Source organism: Geodermatophilus sp. SYSU D00710, from assembly GCF_054050195.1.
The window spans coordinates 144,917-161,547 of record NZ_JBJGYX010000002.1; the positions used below are offsets into that span (position 1 = coordinate 144,917).

The window sequence follows — 16,631 nt, forward strand, 5'->3', positions numbered from 1 at the left end:
CGCTCAGGCCGCGGTCGGGACGACGAGGGGCTTGATGATCCCGTCGAGCTTGGCCGAGAAGATGTGGTAGCCCTCGGCGATGTGCTCGAGCGGGATCCGGTGGGTGACCAGCTCGCTGGGCTTGAGGTAGCCGTTGCGCACGTGCTCGAACAGCCGCGGCCACTGCCGCTTGACCGGGGCCTGGTTGGTGTGGATCGTCAGCCCCTTGTTCATCGCGTCGCCGAACTTGACGGCGCTGAACAGCGGGCCGTAGGCGCCCATCACCGAGATCGTCCCGCCCTTGCGGACGGAGTCGATCGCCCAGTTCAGTGCCACCGGGGAGCCGCCCTGCAGCTTGAGCTTGGACGAGGTGACGTGCTGGATGACGTTGCCGTCGGCCTCCGCACCCACGGCGTCGATGGCGACGTCGGCCCCGAGCCAGTCGGTCGTCTTCTTCATCTCCAGGACGATGTCGCCGTACTCGGTGAAGTTGTAGGTCTCGGCATGGGCGAAGGTGCGGGCCTTCTCGAGCCGGTGGTCGAGGTGGTCGATGACGATGACCCGGCCGGCGCCCATCAGCCAGGCTGATTTCGCCGCCACCAGTCCGACGGGTCCGGCGCCGAAGACGATGACGACGTCACCCTCGACGATGTCGCCGAGCTGCGCGCCGAAGTAGCCGGTCGCCGTGGCGTCGGTGAGCAGGACCGCGTCCTCGTCGGCCATCCAGTCCGGGATCTTCGACGGGCCGACGTCGGCGAAGGGGACCCGGACGAACTCGGCCTGGCCGCCGTCGTAGCCGCCGGTCGTGTGGGAGTAGCCGTAGATGCCGCCGACGGCGGTGGCGTTCGGGTTGACGTTGTGGCAGTTGGAGTACAGACCGCGGGCGCAGTACCAGCAGGTGCCGCAGAAGATGTTGAACGGCACCATCACCCGGTCGCCGACGGCGAGGTTCTGCACGGACGACCCGACCTCGTCGACGACGCCGATGAACTCGTGGCCGAAGGTGTGACCGATCCGGGTGTCCGGCATCATGCCGTGGTAGAGGTGCAGGTCGGAGCCGCAGATGGCGGCCAGCTGCACCCGGACGATGGCGTCGTTGGGGTGCTCGATCGCCGGCCGTTTCTTCTCCTCGGCCCTGACCTTGTAGGGACCTCGGTACACCATTGCTCGCATGGGATCCCCTCCTGGGGCGCGGGCCCCGGCTCGGGAGAGCGCCACGGGGCGCCCAGCGGCCGGCTCTGCTCACCGGCCCCCCCGACTCTGCGTCGGCCGTCCCACCGGGGCCACTCCAACCCGGGCTCCACGCGGGGCTCCGCCGGAAGATCGGCAGATCTACCGATGCCCGCCGTCCCCCCGTCCCCGCTGCGTCCTCCGGGTGCTCGCGGTTGCCCGCCGGATCACTGCACGGCACCCCGCTCGAGGGCCACGCCGCCGTCGTCCCCGCGGGCCCCCAGGTCGGCGCCCTGCCGGACCAGCTCCGCCTGCACGGCGGCGATCGCCACCTGCCGGGGTGCCCGGCCCCCGGCCGCCGCGAGCGCCGCACAGACCCCGGCGGCCTGTCCGGTGGCCATGGCTGTGGGCGTGACCCGGTAGGAGGAGTGGGCCTCGTGGGTGCCGGAGATGCAGCGTCCTGCTGTCAGGAGGTCGTCGACGTCCCGTGGCAGCAGGCAGCGGAGGGGGACGTCGTACGCGTCCCCGGGAGGCACCGACCGGAGCACGGTGCCCCGGCCACTGGGGTTGTGGATGTCGACCGGGTAGGTGCCGCGCGCTATCACGTCGTCGAACTTCCGTGCGCTCAGGATGTCCTCGCCCGTGAGCACGTAGTCGCCGAGGATCCGCCGCGTCTCCCGGACGCCGACCTGCACCCCGCTCTGGGCGACGTAGGAGTCGGCGAAGCCGGGCACGTAGTCCCGGAGGAAGGCCGCGATCTGGGACATCTGCCGGTGGCTGACCGCCTCGGCGCGGGTGAGGTCGAAGACGTCGGTGCCGAAGACCTGCGTGACCCGTGTCGAGTTCACGGCGACCTCACCCGGGTGCGCCGAGTTGAAGAAGAGGACGTCCTCGCGGGGCAGGTCCAGGTCGCCCGCAGCGGTCGCTTCCTCCACCAGGTCCCAGAGCCCGTGGACGCTGCGCCACTGGTCGGGGTGGTCGGCGACGTAGCGCTCGAAGGGTCCCGGGTCGAAGCCCACGACACGGAACATCAGCGTCATCGGCTGCACCAGCCCGTCGCTCTCGCGTCCGATCTCGAACGGCGCTCCCGCGGCCGCGGCGACGTCGCCGTCGCCCGTGCAGTCGACCGTCACGCGGGCGGTCACGACGACCGGCCCGGACTTGGTCTCGAACACCACCTCGCCGGCCCGGCCCGGCGTCCGGACCCCGCTGGCGAAGGCGTGCAGCACGTACCGGACACCGGCGGCGTCGAGCAGGTCCAGGGCCACCTGTTTGAAGACCTCGGGGTCGAAGGGGACGGTGTACCCGGTGTCCGGCGACGGCAGCACCGCGCCGTCGGCCTGCACCAGCCGGTCGATGACCTCGATGTGCTTGCCCGCGACGACGGGCTCACCCTCGCCGTGGTCGGTGGGGAACAGGCCCACGTCACCCAGCCGCGGCGGCTGCGGACGGCGGGTGTGGAAGGACATCCACGGCATCACGAGCGCCGCCGTCGCGTTGCCGCCGAGGAACCCGTACCGCTCGACGAGGACGACGTCGGCACCGGCGTCGGCAGCCGCCAGCGCAGCTCCGATGCCGGCTGGCCCGCCTCCGACGACGAGGACGTCGGCCTCAGCCGCCTGCAACGCTGAGCGCGGGGGCAACGTCAACCGCTCCCCTGCGACCGGCCGGGTCAACGGCGGCACGCTGGACTCCCTCCTGCTCGATGGACCGGCCTGCGATCGCGGGCGTCGACGGCCCCGCCAGGACGTCGAGGACGTGCCACAGCGGGGCGGCCGACCGGGGCTTGAGCCTCTCGATCCGGGCCTGCACCTGCTCGGCGGTCGCCTGGCGCTCGTCCCAGAGCCGGTCGACGGCCGCCAGCAGCGGACCCACGGCATCCCGGTCGAGGCTGCCCGGCGTCTCGATGCCCAGTGTCCGCGCGAAGTCGGCCACCTTGCCGGCGTACGGCAGCGGCAGGAAGGGCACCCCGGAGAGAGCGGCGAAGACCAGGAAGTGCAGCCGCATGCCGACCGCGAAGTCCATGTGCTGCATCAGGCCGAGGATCTCGCAGGGCCCGTACGTGCCGTGGAGGACCCGCGCGCGGTCGGGAGCCGTCATGCGGGCGAGCACCGCATGGCTCTCGCGGACGTCGCCGCGCTCCATGGGGACGAACACCACCTGGCCGCCGTAGCGGTGCACCGCGAAGTCGGCGACCGCGGCCAGGGTGGCGTGATAGGCGTCCACAGCGAGATCCGGTGCCGCTCGCCCTGGTTCCCGTACGGACATGGCGATCAACCGTCCCGAGGTGTCCACCCCGTCGCGGACCAGTTCGTCGGCCGGGAAGGGAGCGGGGCTCAGCAGCAGTGCTGGGTCGGCCACCACCTCGATGGGCCGCTCGATGCCGACCTCCTCCAGGACCCGCTTGCTCTCCTCGTCGCGCACGGTCACCCGGGTCATCGCCGAGACCACCTCGCGTACGGCGCCGCGGTCCTCGGCCGTCGTGAGTGGCCCGGCGCCGAGGGCGTACCCGACCGTGGGCACGCCGTTCCGGTGGGCCGTCCGCACGTGCCGGAGGTACTCCCTGGCCTCCGTGTCGTACAGCAGCCCGCCGCCACCGAGGACGAGGACGTCGAGCGCGGCGATCTCCTCGTTCACGGCGTCGCACCGACCCTGGCGGGCGTCGATCACCCGATCGGCCAGGTGTGCGTCGCGGGTGTGCGCCGCGTCGCGGGAGAACACCACGACCTCGGCGAAGGGCGCGGCCTCTCGCAGGCCGGCGAGTATCGAGGTCAGGATCGCCTCGTCGCCGAGGTTGAGCCCGCCGTAGGAGCCGAGCAGTCCGATGGTCGCCATCCAGGTTCTCCTGTCGATGTGTCGCCGGTGAGTGCGGGAAGTGGGGAACGCCGACGGCGCGACGCGCATCAGGAGCGCCGTCGGTGGTGAGGACCGACCGGCTGCGGTGGCCCTCGGAGGCGTGTTGCGCTGCAGGACGGAGGCTCGAGGGCGGGATGCCCGACGGCGAGGGTCGTGGTCCGTGGTCGCCGAACCCGCCAGTGGCCGGCGGGGAGGGGATCGCCGGCCCGATGACCCCTACCGCACCGCCTCAGGTCGACGTGACCACGTCGAGCGCGGCGGTCTCCGGGGCGATGGGGAGGGGCGGCTGGGTGCCCACGGCTCAGGTGACCTCCCCCGTGGAGTCCGGGACCTCGTGACAGGCCTCGCTGGGACCGTCCCCGTCTGGTTTACGGAACGGCGTGTACTCCCAGGATCCCCTCGGCGACCCGGGGCACACTCGGCAGAACGACCGATCCTGGTGCCCGGTACTCCTCCACTCCTCGGCTACGGGGCGGGACCCAGTGCGACCAGCGCCTCCGGCAGGTCGTCCACGACCACGGCGTCGGTACCGGCGGACACCAGCAACCGGGCCGACGCGATCTGCGGGCACCACACGAGGAGTTGCCGGCGGCAGCGGTGGAGCCGGGACAGCAGGTCCGCCAGGGCCCCCGGGTCGATCTGCCCACCGGCCGTCCCATCCCACAACGAGCCGACGTGGAGGGCCAGCACCTCGACGTCCATGTGGGCGCAGGCCGCGACTGCCATCTCCACGGGGAACCCGTGCCAGGTCAGCAGTCCGAGGGGCACCTTCGGCGCCGTCGCACGCAGGAGCCCCAGGGCTGCCGGGTCGAACGAGGAGACCATGAGCGGCCGCCGCGTCGCCTCCGCCGCCACGACCGGCGCGAGGATGCCTGCGCTGGTGTGCCCGGGTGACCGCAGACAGTCCTCCATCGAGGACTTGAGGTCCAGGTTGAGCCCCACCTGGCGAGGGAGATCGTCCAGCAGGGTGCGGAGACGCAGCGTGCCGCGCCGGTCGGCCTCCGCCCCCGTGACGTCGTCGAGCCGGGTGCCGTCCGGGTACACGGCGTCGTGCGCCACCACCAGGACGTCGTCGGCCAGGCGCCGGACATCGGCTTCCACCCATCGCGCCCCGCTGCGCACGGCGGCGGCGAAGGAGCCGAGGGTGTTCTGCTGATGCCCGTCGACGACGCCGCAGCCGAGCCCGCGGTGCCCGATGACGGCAGGCCCCTCCCCGAAGACGTCCGGGGGCACGGGTCGTGCCCGGCCGGCCGTGGTCACGGGTCCACTGCGAGGTGGGCGCAGGGGCACCGTCTCGTCCGGAGGGGTCACCGGCCACAGCCCGCGAGACTCCGGCGGAAGGCGCAGCCGCCCCGTGACGCGAGATGGAGCACGCGGTCATCTCCTCCTGTGGCGTGGACGCGACCGCCGGCGTACCTGGCACGGCGTGCAGGTGCGGAGGTGCTCCGGGAACGCCCGTCCCGTCGGGCAGCCGCTCTCCCAGGATGGCCGGGCCGGTGCCCGGGCGCCGTCGGCACAACTGCCCATCTTCGGCCCCGAGCGGCCGCCCGGAGCAGGTACGACGGGCTGATCGCGCGTCGGTCCGCCCGGCGACGTGTCCGCCTGGCGGGCGCGGGTACCCCGCTCACCGCCGAGCAGCCGGCCAGGTGAGAGCAACCCCGTGACGGCTCTGATCGAGGCTTCCGCCGCCAGGGGATCTCCGTCATCTCTCCGCCATCGAGCACCAGGGGACGACATGCCCACCAGACGCAGGCTCGAGGGCCGCACGATCGCTGCCCTCGCGGCCGACGGCTTCGAGAAGGTCGAGCTGGTCGTTCCGCTGCGGGCCCTGAAGGCGGCCGGCGCCGAGGTGGACGTCGTGTCCCTGCGGCGCGGACGCATCCGCGGGGTGAACCTGCACATGCCGGCCAGCCGGGTCCGCGTGGACAGGACGGTCGACGAAGCCGATCCCGGCGACTACGACGGCCTGCTGTTGCCGGGTGGGTTCATCAACCCCGACCTCCTCCGGCAGTCCGCCCCGGCACGGGAGTTCGTCCGCGCGTTCGCCGCGAGCGACAAGCCCATCGCCACCCTCTGCCACGGACCGTGGGTACTCGCGTCAGCGGGACTCGTGGACGGACGGACCCTCACCTCCTGGCCCGGGATCCGCGACGACCTGGTGAACGCCGGTGCCACCTGGCTCGACCAGGAACTCGTCCGGGACGGGAACCTCACCACCAGCAGAGGGCCCCAGGACATGGCCGCCTTCATCCCCGGGATGCTCGATGCCTTCGCGACGACGTCGCCGGAGCCGGCGACGACGGCACGGCGTCGTGAGTCCGACCGGCAGCGCGAGGCGCCCGTCGGCTGGGCCATCGCCGCGCTGCGATGGTCGCCGAAACCGTCGGCCGCCGCCGTGATGGGCATCGGCCTGGCTGCCGCCGCCCAGCGCGCCCTGTCCGGCCCGACCGCGCAGACCGGGAGGACCCGCACGGCAGGTCGAGCTCGGTGACGTCCGCGATCGCGGCGGCTGAGGGAGGAGCTGAGCCGGTGCCGTTACACGACCCACGCCGGTGCTCCGCAGTGCAGCCGCGTCGCTGGCTCCGTTAGCCGGTGCCTCAGACCACTGCGGCTCTTTCGTCATCGTGAACGGGACTACTCGGTCCCGCTCCGCGGTAACCGGGCACCCGGGGACAGACGTCGGCACCGTTGAACAGACAGCGCGCCTTGCCGAGGCTGCGGTCCCGGGAGCGCAGATGACCGAGCCCGCAGGCCTCGAACTGGCCGAGATCGCCGACTCGACCAGTCCCCCCTCCGAGCGCACGCAGGAGATGCTGGAGAAGCTGCGCCGCATCGTGCCGTGCGACGCCGCGTGGCTGGCCACTGCCGATCCGATGAGCAGCTACACGTGCGTGGCGAGCACCGGCCTCGACGAGAGCACGTTGCGCTACCTGAGCGGTTCCACTGCGGCGCATGACATCGAGGTGACCCACACCGACCCCGCGCACCTGCCGCTGAGCTCTTCCGACCTGCCCTACCCGGCCGCAGACCTGCCGACCTGGGCCGAGTGCCTCCTCCCCGCGGGCTTCCACGAGTCCCTGGGCGTCGCCCTGTTCGACGGGAGTCGGCGCCACGTCGGTCACCTGGCGCTGCTCTTCCGCAGCACGCAGCCGCCACCCCTGGCCCTGCGGCGCCGGCTGCACCAGTTGACGCCCGTCCTGGCGCGCGGGTCGGACCCGTTGCGCTCGCTGACCGCGGCGGCGCGGCTGGTGCGGGGGGCGGCCGCCGGTGCGGTGCTGTGCCACGACGGCGCCACCCGGCCGCTGCCCGGCCTCGACGGCGACGCACTGCTCGCCCAGGGATCGCCCGTCGTCACCGTCGCGCGCTGGTGCATCGACGACGGCCGGGTGTTCGCGTCCTTCCTGTGGCCCCGCGGAGGACGCCATGCCCCGGACGGGCACGTCCGCGTGACCGTCCTGGCCGCTCCCGGCGAGGCATCGGCACGCCTGCTCGGAACGGTCGTCCTCTCCCCCGTGACCCACCTGCGGGGGCTGACGCCGCGCGAGCTCGAGGTCCTCGGGTTGCTGGTCGACGGGTGTACCAACCAGCAGATCGCCCGCGCGCTGGTCGTGGCCCCGCGTACGGTCGCTGCCCACCTCGAGCACATCCTCGTGAAGCTCGATGCGCCCACGAGGACGCTCGCCGCGGTGCGGGCCGAGCGCGAGGGCCTCTACGTGCCGCTGATCCCGTCGCCCTGCCGGGCCTGAATCGGGCGTTCTGCCGATGGAGCAGCCCCGTCTGCCTCGGTTCCATGGGAGGACCTGGCGGTCCACGAGGTCGCCGGGTCCAGCACGTCCGCATCCGTCCACCCGGAGGGAGACCATGACCGCGTACGAGTCGTGCATCGGGGCGGCGCGCCCGCAGGCATCCATCGCATGAGCACGATGCGGCTCCGGCACTTCGTCCGCACGAGCATGTGGCTGCTGCCGATCAGCTGCCTGGCCGCCGGCGTCCTCGTCGTCGCCGGGACGCTGGCCGTGGACCGGGCCACGGACTACCGGCTCGTCCCGCAGAGCCTGACGGGGACGCCGTCCGACGCGCAGACGATCCTGTCCTCGTTCGCCACCGCGATGGTGTCGCTGACGACCCTCGTCCTGACGGTCACGCTGGTGGCGGTCCAGCTGGCGATGGGCCAGTTCTCACCGCGCATCGTGGGGGCGCTGCTCAACGACCGGTTCAACCAGCTGGCGATCGGCTTGTTCGGCGCCAGCTTCCTGGTGTCCGTGCTGACGCTCCGCGAGATCCGTGGCTCCGACACCGGCACGGTGCCCGGCCTGTCGATGCTGCTGTGTTACGTCCTGGTGCTCGCGAGCATCGTCGTGCTGGTCCTGTTCGTCCACCACGCCGGGCAGGGCCTTCGCGTCGCCGGGCTCATCGACCTCGTCGGCGACCGGAGCCGCGAGCTCATCGTCCGCGAGCACGGGAACTCGCCCGTCGTCACCGGTGGCACGGACGAGATGGTCGCCGCAGATACCGGCAACCTCATCGCCGTCGACCGCGCCGCGCTGGTCGCGGCCGCCCGGCGTGCGGACTCCGTGCTGGAGCTCGTCCCCGTCGTCGGGGACTTCGTCATCGGCGGCGCGCCCCTGTTCCGGGTGCAGCCGGACGGCCGGTCGCCGGTGAGCGCCGACGGCCCCCCGGCCGGTCGGCTCCGGGCCACCGACGTCACCCGCCACGTCCTCCTCTCCCCGGAGCGCGTGCACACCGAGGACCTCGCCTACGGGTTCCGCAAGCTCGTCGACATCGCCGTGCGGTCGATCGCACAGCCGTTCAACGACCCCACGACGACGGTCCAGGCGCTGCACCGGCTGCACGACCTGCTGCGCCAGATCGCCGCTCGCCCCCTGCCCTGCGGTGAACACCGCGACGAGGACGGCGTGGTGCGCCTGCTCGAGCGGACCGTCAGCTGGGACGGCTACGTCCGGCTGGCCTTCGACGAGATCCGCCTGGCCGGGGCGTCGGAGCCGCAGGTGACCCGCAAGATGTGCGCGGCGCTGGCCGACCTCAAGAGCGTGGCACCGCCCGACCGGCAGGAACCGCTGGACCGCCAGCTCCGGCTCCTGCACGCCGCCGTCCGGCGCGCCCACGAGGACGAGGAGGACGTCGTCGCAGCGCTCACCCCGGACACCGAGGGCATCGGGTCGGGGGCCGACGTCACCGCCGCGCCACCATCCCGGGCGGCTCGCGCACCGTACTGAGCCGGCCACGTGCCGGCCCGACCATCGTCGGGGTCAGGAGCCGGACCTCCGCTTCGACGCGGTGCTGTCCAGGTCGGCCCGCGAGAGCAGCGGGAGCCGCCATCGTGGCCGGCCCCGCGAGGCGGCCGACCGCATGGGCGCCGTGCTGCTCGTGACGCCGGCGTCACACTGCAACCAGAGACGACTCAGGCCGCCCTCCCGGGGGAGGACGGCCTGGTCGTCGGGGTGGAGCTGAGGGGACTCGAACCCCTGACCCCCACACTGCCAGTGTGGTGCGCTACCAGCTGCGCCACAGCCCCGCTCGCGGCCCCGGCCGGTGTCGTCCGGACCGAGGAGAACTGTACATCGCCGCCCGGACCCGGCTGCGACGGGGGTGGCCGCGCGTCGCGCCCGCGGGGGGCTCAGATCTCGACGCCGCGCTCGGCCAGCCAGTCGACGGGATCGACCCGGCGGCCGTCCATGCCGCCCTCGTGCACCTCGAAGTGCAGGTGCGGTCCGGTCGACTGCCCGCGGTTGCCCAGCAGCGCGATCGTCTCGCCGGCCTCCACGTACTGCCCCGGCTCGACGAGGATCTCCTCCATGTGGCCGTACACGGTGACGTCGCCGTTCTCGTGGAGGACGTAGACGGCCAGGCCGAACCCGCTGGCCGCGCCGGCCCGCACGACGACGCCGTCGGCCGCCGCGTACTCCGGCGTCCCGATGGGGGCGGCCAGGTCGATGCCGTAGTGGAAGGTGCCCCAGCGCGAGCCGAAGCCGCTGGTGAAGCGGGCGCCGTCGACCGGCAGCACCGTCTTGGGCCGGGCCGCCTCGGCGGCGGCCTCCGCGGCCGCGGCCTCCGCGGCGGCGCGCTCGGCGCGCGAGGCGGCCACCTCCTGCAGCCGCAGCTGCGCCTCGGCCTCGGTGATGGAGGCCATCGGCATGACCTCGACCGCCTCGTCACCGGTGGCCAGCTCCATCTGGGCGCCGAGCACGGAGGTCTGCCCGGCGGCCGCCTCCGGCGAGCCGGGCACCCCCACGACCGCGGCACCGACGGCGCCCGCCACCAGTGCCGCGATGAGCAGGTACGGACGGCGGTCGCGCAGACCGGAGCGCGGGCGGGCGGGGGCGGGCGGGACGGCGTCGAGGTCGGGCTCGGTGACGGCGTCCGTTGCCGGCTCGGCGGGCTCTCCCGATCCCGCCGGCAGCACCGTGGTCACGAGCGCAGCCGGGTCGGGGCGGACGACGACGTCGTGACCGGCCGTGCGCGGCGCGGGCAGGACGGCCGCTCCCGGTGCGGACGTCCGGTCGGCGGGGCGAACCGGGGGGAAGCCGCGCAGCGTGGACACGGGACGGTCCGCGGCGGGCCGGTGGGCACCGGTGCGGGGGCCGGGGAGATCCGGGTGGGAGTCGCTGGCGGGGCGGGTCAGCAGACCCGCGTCACTCCGGTGGCTGGCCAAGTACCTACCCCGCTCGTGGGAAGCGGCCCCCGTGGGCCCGATCAGGTGGTGACGATCCAAACACACCGTGACTGCTTCGTGACCCTCCGCCCGGCGTGTCGTCGGATGACGCGCCGTGTGCGCTGAGTCACGACCCGCTCGGGCGTTTGGTGGCCCACTGCAGAGGGAAGTTCCTGCCTCCGGCGTGGAGAAGCTCGCGCCGGTCCGACGACCACCGCCGGGCCGACGCCTCCGCCGACGCCTGCGTGCCCGCCACGCCGGTGCCCGGAGTGACACGCCGATGGACGTCGCCGCAGCCGACGGCCGCCGCCCCCCAGGGCGGCAGTCGTACCGGGCGGCGTGATCCCATGATCCGTTCCCCGGCGCGGTCCGCAGGCACCCCTGACGGCGGTGCGACCGGTCGCGCCCCGGCACGACCACCGACAGGAAGGACCGATGCCTCGATGGCGCAGCCCGAGCGTCCTCCGTGGGGATCCCCGCGGAGCCCGGCGGCACCCGCGGAGCCGGCGGTGGCACCCGTCGTCCGCATCCGGCCGCTGACCGCCGCCACGCTCGAGCAGCACGGGTCCCGGCTCACCGTCCCCACCTACGACCGCGCGGCGCTCGTCCCCGCCGTCGTGCACCTGAGCGTCGGCGGCTTCTCGCGCGCCCACCAGCTCACCTACTTCGACGAGGTCGCCGAGCGCCGCATCTCCAGCGGCTGGGGCGTCGTCGGGGTCGGACTGCGGCACCGGCTCATGCAGGAGGCGCTGGCCCCGCAGGACAACCTCTACACCGTCGTGGAGCGCAGCCCCGACGGCGAGCGGGCCCGGGTCGTCGGCGTCCTCACCGACTACCTGTTCGCCCCGGACGCGCCGGCTGCCGTGCTCGACCGGCTGGCCGACCCGCGCACCCGGGTGGTCACCATGACCATCACCGACGCCGGCTACCTGCTCGACCCGCACACCGGGGCCTTCACCCCCGACGACGACGTCCGGCACGACCTCGCCTCCCCGGGCACGCCGCGGACGGTCTTCGGCTTCCTCGTCGAGGCCCTCGACCGCCGCCGGCGCGCCGGCACCGCGCCGTTCACCGTCCTCTCATGCGACAACCTGCACCGCAACGGCGACGCCACGCGCACCGCGGTGGTCGGCTTCGCCGCGCGTCGCGACGAGGTGCTCGCCCGCTGGATCACCGACCGCGTCGCCTTCCCCAGCAGCATGGTCGACCGCATCACCCCGCAGACCGCCCCCGAGGAGCGCGCGGCGGTGGCCCGCCGGTACGGCGTCGACGACCGCTGGCCGGTCGTCACCGAGCCGTTCTCGCAGTGGGTCGTCGAGGACGCCTTCTGCAACGGCCGCCCGCCGCTGGACCGGGTGGGCGTGCGGTTCGTCCGCGACGTCACCGACCACGAGCTCATGAAGACCCGGCTGCTCAACGCCACCCACTCGGCGCTGGGCTACCTCGGCACACTGGCCGGCCACGACCGGATCGACGTCCTCATGGGCGACCCCGTCTTCGCCGCCTACGCCCGCCACCTCATGGACGACGAGGTCACGCCGCTCATCCCCTGCCCCGAGGGGATCGACCTCGACGAGTACAAGGCCACGCTGGTGCAGCGGTTCGCCAACCCCGCCATCGCCGACCGGCTGTCCCGGCTGTGCCGCCGGGGCTCGACCAAGCTGCCGCAGCACCTGCTGCCCTCGCTGCGCCAGGCCCTGGCCGAGGGGCGCCCGCACGGCCTGCTGACCCTCGCGCTGGCCGGCTGGATCGGCTACCTGCAGCGGACCGACGACGCCGGGAGGCCGCTGCCGGTCGAGGACGACCACGGTCCGCGCCTGCAGGCCCTCGCCCTGGCCGGCGGCACCGACCCGGGCCCGCTGCTGGCCGAGCGGTCCGTCCTCGGCGACCTGGGGTCGGTCCCCGGGTTCCCCGAGGAGCTCTCGGCCGTCCTGCGGCGGCTCGCGCACGACGGCGCCCGCGCCACCGTCGCCGCCGCCACGGCCGTCTCCGCCCGCACCGCCGCGAGCGATCGGTGACCCCGCCCCGCGCGGGCGGGGCGGCCACGGCAGTCCTCCCCCGGGACGTCGTGGCCGGCCTCACCGCCCTGCTCTGCGACGCCGACGGCAACCTCTTCCCCTCCGAGGAGCCGGCCTTCGTGGCCTCGGCCGAGGTGACCAACCGCTTCCTCGCCGACCTCGGTGACGCGCGCCGGTTCACCCCGGAGGAGCTGCGGCTGGCCACCACCGGCATGAACTTCCGGACGACGTCGCGGCGGCTGGCCGCGGAGGCCGGCCGGCCCGAGGTCGACGTCGAGCCGTGGGTGACCGAGGAGAAGCGCGCGGTCACCGCGTACCTCGGCGAGCACCTGCGCCCGCACGAGCCGACCACCGCCGCCCTCACCGCCCTCGCCCCGCACCTGCGGCTCGCCGCGGTGAGCTCGAGCGCCCTGGCCCGGCTGGCCGCCTGCTTCACCGCCACCGCCCTCGACGAGCTGATCCCGCCGGCGGTGCGGTTCAGCGCCGAGGACTCGCTGCCGACACCGACCAGCAAGCCCGACCCGGCCGTCTACCTGCACGCCTGCGCGCAGCTGGGCATCGCGCCGGGGCAGGGTCTCGCCGTCGAGGACTCCGTCCCCGGCGCCCTGTCGGCGGTGCGCGCCGGCTGCCCGACCGTCGGCAACCTGCTGTTCGTCCAGCCCGCGGAGCGCGCCGACCGCGAGGCCGCGCTGCGCGAGGCAGGGGTGCTGGCCGTCGTCTCGTCCTGGCAGGAGCTCGCCGACACGCTGCTGCCCGTCCTGACCGGAGGTGGTCGATGAGGATCGTCTACACCAGCTTCCGCGGCCTGTTCTCCGACAGCCCGCGCGCGATCTACGAGGCCCTGGCGGCGCGCGGCGACGACGTCACGCACACCTGGCTGACCGCGCCCGTCGCCGAGGGCGCGTTCCCCGCCGGCGTCGGGACCGTCCCGTTCGGCAGCCCGGAGAGCATCGCGGCGCTCGAGGCCGCCGACGTCGTCGTCTCCAACGACCACGTGCCACTGGACTGGGAGAAGCGGCCGGACGCCTTCTACCTGCAGACCTGGCACGGCACCCCGCTCAAGCGGATCCACAACGACGTCTTCTGGGCGCCGGAGGGCCGGCTGGCCTACCTCGAGCACGACATCGCCCGCTGGGACGCGATGCTCTCGCCCAACGCGTACAGCACGGCCCGCTTCCGCCAGGCGTTCGGCTTCCGCGGGCCGGTCCACGAGACCGGCTACCCGCGCAACGACCTGCTCTCCAGCCCGCGGCGCGACGAGGTGCGGGCGGCGGTGCGGTCCGCACTCGGCATCGGAGCCGACACCCGGGTCGTCCTCTACACCCCGACCTGGCGCGACGACCTGGTGTTCGAGGGGAAGGGCGAGCGCGACTTCGACTTCCCCGTCGACCTCGGGGACTTCACGAAGCGGCTGGGCGAGGACCACGTGCTCCTGCTGCGGCTGCACAACATGGTCTCCAGCCGCCTCGAGGCCATCGAGGGACTGCCGGTGCGCGACGTCTCGTCCTACCCCGACATCCGCGACCTGTACCTGGCGGCCGACGTGCTGGTCACCGACTACTCGTCGACGATGTTCGACTTCGCGATCACCGGCCGGCCGGTCCTGCTCTTCCCCTACGACCTGGCCGAGTACCGCGACCGGCTGCGCGGCTTCTACGTCGACCTGGAGGAGATCGCGCCCGGGCCGCTGCTGTCGAGCAGCGCCGAGCTCGTCAAGGCCATCGCCGACCTCGACGCCGTCGCCGCGGCGCACGCCGACCGGTACCGGTCGTTCCGGGAGACCTACACCTCCCTCGAGGACGGGCACGCCACCGAGCGCGTCCTCGACCTGTTCTTCCCGCCGGGCGGCACCTCCGCCGGCGCGGCACCCACGACCCGAGGAGGGGACGACAGTGCGCACCGCTGACCTCACGCAGACCACTCCGGCACGCGGCTTCACCACGCGCGCCGCGCGCCCGGCGCTCCGGCCCGATCCCCGCCCCGTCCAGGTCGTCGTCCTGGCCGCCGGGATGGGCACCCGCCTGGGCCGCCCCCTGCCCAAGCCGCTGACGCCGCTGCACGACGGGCGCAGCATCCTGCAGCGCCAGCTCGACACCCTCGGGCAGGTGCTCGGCCCGGCGGTCGACGTCACCGCCGTCGTCGGCTTCCAGTGCGAGCAGGTCATGCAGGCCGTGCCCGACCTCCGGTTCGCCTACAACCCGCACTACGCGCGGACCAACACCAGCAAGAGCCTGCTGCGCGGGCTGCGGGCGACCGGTCCCGGCGGGGTGCTGTGGCTCAACGGCGACGTCGTCTTCGACGCCGCGGTGCTCGAGGCGGTGGTACCGGCGCTGGAGGCGGACCAGAGCTTCGTCTGTGTCGACACCTCGGTGGTGGGCGACGAGGAGGTCAAGTACACTCTCGACGCCCAGGGCTGGATCGACGGGCTGTCGAAGACGGTGCAGGGCGGTCTGGGCGAGGCCGTGGGCATCAACCACGTCTCCTCGGCGGACAAGGCCGTCCTGATCGAGCACCTGGAGGCCTGCGGCGACCAGGACTACTTCGAGCGGGGCATGGAGACCGCCGTCGCCGAGGCCGGCCTGCGGTTCCGGCCGCTGGACATCTCGCGCTGGACCGCGGTCGAGGTGGACTTCGAGGCCGACCTCGACCGGGCGAACGCGATGCTTGCCGCCCGCAGCCACCTGCACCCGGTGCCCGACGGCACCGTGTAGACCCTCTCCGGGCATAGGAAGCAATCCGCACGTTCTGCGGCTCAGGACGTGGGGATTGCTTCCAATGCCGGGAGGGGCCTTCGTTCAGCCGGTCGGCTGGGGCTCCGGCGCGGGGCGGGCGGGCTCCGGGTCGCGGAAGCGCCGGACGGCGCCCAGCCCGGCGACGACCAGCCCCGCTCCCCCGGCCACCAGGACGGCGACGGCGGCCCGCGCGAGGACCGCGGGACCGGCGCCGGCCACGTTGGCGCTCCACAGCACGTCGACGTCGGGCAGGCCCTGCACCAGCAGCAGCCAGCCGAGGACCAGCGCGCACAGGCCCGCCACCACCCCCCGGCCGCGGCGGGCGGAGACCACGCCGAACGCCGCGACCAGCGCCGCGGTGACCGCCGGCAGCAGCGCCGAGACCACGGCCGCGGCGTGCGAGGACACCGTCACCGCGGGCTCCGGCGTGGCCGCGGCGTGCCACAGCGCCGCGGCGGCCCCGGCGGCCAGCGCCCAGCCCAGCGGCCCCGGCGTGCGTCCCGCCAGCCCGGCCGCGGCGACGGCGGCGAACAGCCCGGCGTACAGCGACCAGACCAGCAGCGGCGAGGGCGGCGGCTCCCAGGTGAGCTCGCCGCGCACGGTCACCGCGGTGTCGCCGTGCCGCATCGGCACCGTCCAGTCGAAGACGGTGTGCGCGTGCCCCGGGTCGGCCGCGACCGCCGGCGGGAGCTGCTCCTCGCTCATCCAGTGCGTGCGGTGGTCGTGCCACGTGTACTGCGGCTCGGTGGACACCTGCACCCACTCGGGCTCGGCCTGCGGGTCGGCGTCGGCGGGCAGGGTCACCCGGCCGAAGCGGTCCAGGTTGATGGAGGTGGCCGGGCTGTGCGCGTTGCGCCAGACGCCGTCGGGACCGATGCGCAGGTAGGGCTCGTCGGAGTAGCCGGGCACCGTCACCTCGGCGGCGGTGGTGTTGACCAGCTCGAGGGCGTCGCCGAAGTCCAGCACCCGCACCGACACCCCGGGCACGGCCGGCTCCACGGCGGTCACCCGGCCGTCGAAGTCGCTGCCGGCCGCCTCCCCGCCGACGTGCGCGGCCGCCGGGCCGGCGAGGCCGAGTGCGGCGAGCACGCCGAGGACGACGACGAGCAGCCGGGCGGGGGGGGGGGGGGGGCGGGGGGGGGGGGGGGGGGCGGGCGGCGGGGGGGGGGGGGGGGGGGGGGGGGGGGGGGGGGTGGGGGGGGG

At 74.0% G+C, this 16,631-nt stretch carries 13 protein-coding genes and 1 tRNA gene; 7 read left to right on the forward strand and 7 right to left on the reverse strand.

What is annotated here, in order from left to right:
* Positions 1–3: 3 nt before the first annotated feature.
* The 4 genes from ACI78U_RS01825 to ACI78U_RS01840 all read right to left on the reverse strand — a co-directional run bounded on the left by ACI78U_RS01825 (position 4) and on the right by ACI78U_RS01840 (position 5,238).
* Complete coding sequence (locus tag ACI78U_RS01825; protein ID WP_456873576.1) at positions 4–1,143, reverse strand: zinc-dependent alcohol dehydrogenase; 1,140 nt, start codon at positions 1,141–1,143, stop codon at positions 4–6.
* A gap of 233 nt (positions 1,144–1,376) precedes the next feature.
* The gene (locus ACI78U_RS01830; protein ID WP_456873577.1) at positions 1,377–2,792 is read right to left on the reverse strand and encodes an FAD-dependent oxidoreductase; all 1,416 of its coding nucleotides are present in this window, start codon (positions 2,790–2,792) and stop codon (positions 1,377–1,379) included.
* Positions 2,761–3,984 (reverse strand): polysaccharide pyruvyl transferase family protein, encoded by a 1,224-nt coding sequence (locus ACI78U_RS01835; RefSeq protein ID WP_456873578.1) that lies wholly within the window; start codon positions 3,982–3,984, stop codon positions 2,761–2,763. Before ACI78U_RS01835 ends, ACI78U_RS01830 begins: the two co-directional genes overlap by 32 nt.
* Positions 3,985–4,470: 486 nt before the next feature.
* The gene (locus ACI78U_RS01840) at positions 4,471–5,238 is read right to left on the reverse strand and encodes a glycerophosphodiester phosphodiesterase (RefSeq protein WP_456873579.1); all 768 of its coding nucleotides are present in this window, start codon (positions 5,236–5,238) and stop codon (positions 4,471–4,473) included.
* Between the two features lie 427 nt (positions 5,239–5,665).
* Here ACI78U_RS01840 and ACI78U_RS01845 point away from each other — a divergent pair, with 427 nt between their 5' ends.
* From ACI78U_RS01845 to ACI78U_RS01855, 3 genes are all read left to right on the forward strand, one after another.
* Positions 5,666–6,496: a type 1 glutamine amidotransferase domain-containing protein gene (locus ACI78U_RS01845; protein WP_456873580.1), complete on the forward strand. Its 831-nt coding sequence runs from the start codon at positions 5,666–5,668 to the stop codon at positions 6,494–6,496.
* Positions 6,497–6,740: 244 nt separating this feature from the next.
* On the forward strand, positions 6,741–7,751 hold the full coding sequence (locus tag ACI78U_RS01850; protein ID WP_456873581.1) for a response regulator transcription factor: 1,011 nt from the start codon (positions 6,741–6,743) through the stop codon (positions 7,749–7,751).
* Positions 7,752–7,919: 168 nt separating this feature from the next.
* Positions 7,920–9,242: a DUF2254 domain-containing protein gene (locus ACI78U_RS01855; RefSeq protein ID WP_456873582.1), complete on the forward strand. Its 1,323-nt coding sequence runs from the start codon at positions 7,920–7,922 to the stop codon at positions 9,240–9,242.
* A gap of 226 nt (positions 9,243–9,468) precedes the next feature.
* On the opposite strand, the gene ACI78U_RS01860 is transcribed toward ACI78U_RS01855, so the two are convergent.
* Positions 9,469–9,541 (reverse strand) — tRNA-Ala (locus tag ACI78U_RS01860).
* A gap of 102 nt (positions 9,542–9,643) precedes the next feature.
* Entirely contained in the window at positions 9,644–10,567 is a 924-nt protein-coding gene (locus ACI78U_RS01865) for a M23 family metallopeptidase (RefSeq protein WP_456873583.1), read from the reverse strand.
* Between the two features lie 620 nt (positions 10,568–11,187).
* Here ACI78U_RS01865 and ACI78U_RS01870 point away from each other — a divergent pair.
* Genes ACI78U_RS01870 through ACI78U_RS01885 form a run of 4 tightly spaced genes read left to right on the forward strand, consistent with a single transcriptional unit; the run spans position 11,188 to position 15,407 of the window.
* On the forward strand, positions 11,188–12,696 hold the full coding sequence (locus ACI78U_RS01870) for a mannitol dehydrogenase family protein (protein WP_456873584.1): 1,509 nt from the start codon (positions 11,188–11,190) through the stop codon (positions 12,694–12,696).
* Complete coding sequence (locus ACI78U_RS01875; protein ID WP_456873585.1) at positions 12,693–13,475, forward strand: HAD family hydrolase; 783 nt, start codon at positions 12,693–12,695, stop codon at positions 13,473–13,475. The genes ACI78U_RS01870 and ACI78U_RS01875 overlap by 4 nt, the downstream gene beginning before the upstream one ends.
* The gene (locus ACI78U_RS01880; protein WP_456873586.1) at positions 13,472–14,602 is read left to right on the forward strand and encodes a CDP-glycerol glycerophosphotransferase family protein; all 1,131 of its coding nucleotides are present in this window, start codon (positions 13,472–13,474) and stop codon (positions 14,600–14,602) included. The genes ACI78U_RS01875 and ACI78U_RS01880 overlap by 4 nt, the downstream gene beginning before the upstream one ends.
* Positions 14,589–15,407 (forward strand): phosphocholine cytidylyltransferase family protein, encoded by an 819-nt coding sequence (locus ACI78U_RS01885; protein WP_456873587.1) that lies wholly within the window; start codon positions 14,589–14,591, stop codon positions 15,405–15,407. The genes ACI78U_RS01880 and ACI78U_RS01885 overlap by 14 nt, the downstream gene beginning before the upstream one ends.
* 84 nt (positions 15,408–15,491) lie before the next feature.
* Here ACI78U_RS01885 and ACI78U_RS01890 read toward each other — a convergent pair whose 3' ends face one another.
* Positions 15,492–16,517: a hypothetical protein gene (locus ACI78U_RS01890; protein WP_456873588.1), complete on the reverse strand. Its 1,026-nt coding sequence runs from the start codon at positions 16,515–16,517 to the stop codon at positions 15,492–15,494.
* Positions 16,518–16,631 lie beyond the last annotated feature (114 nt).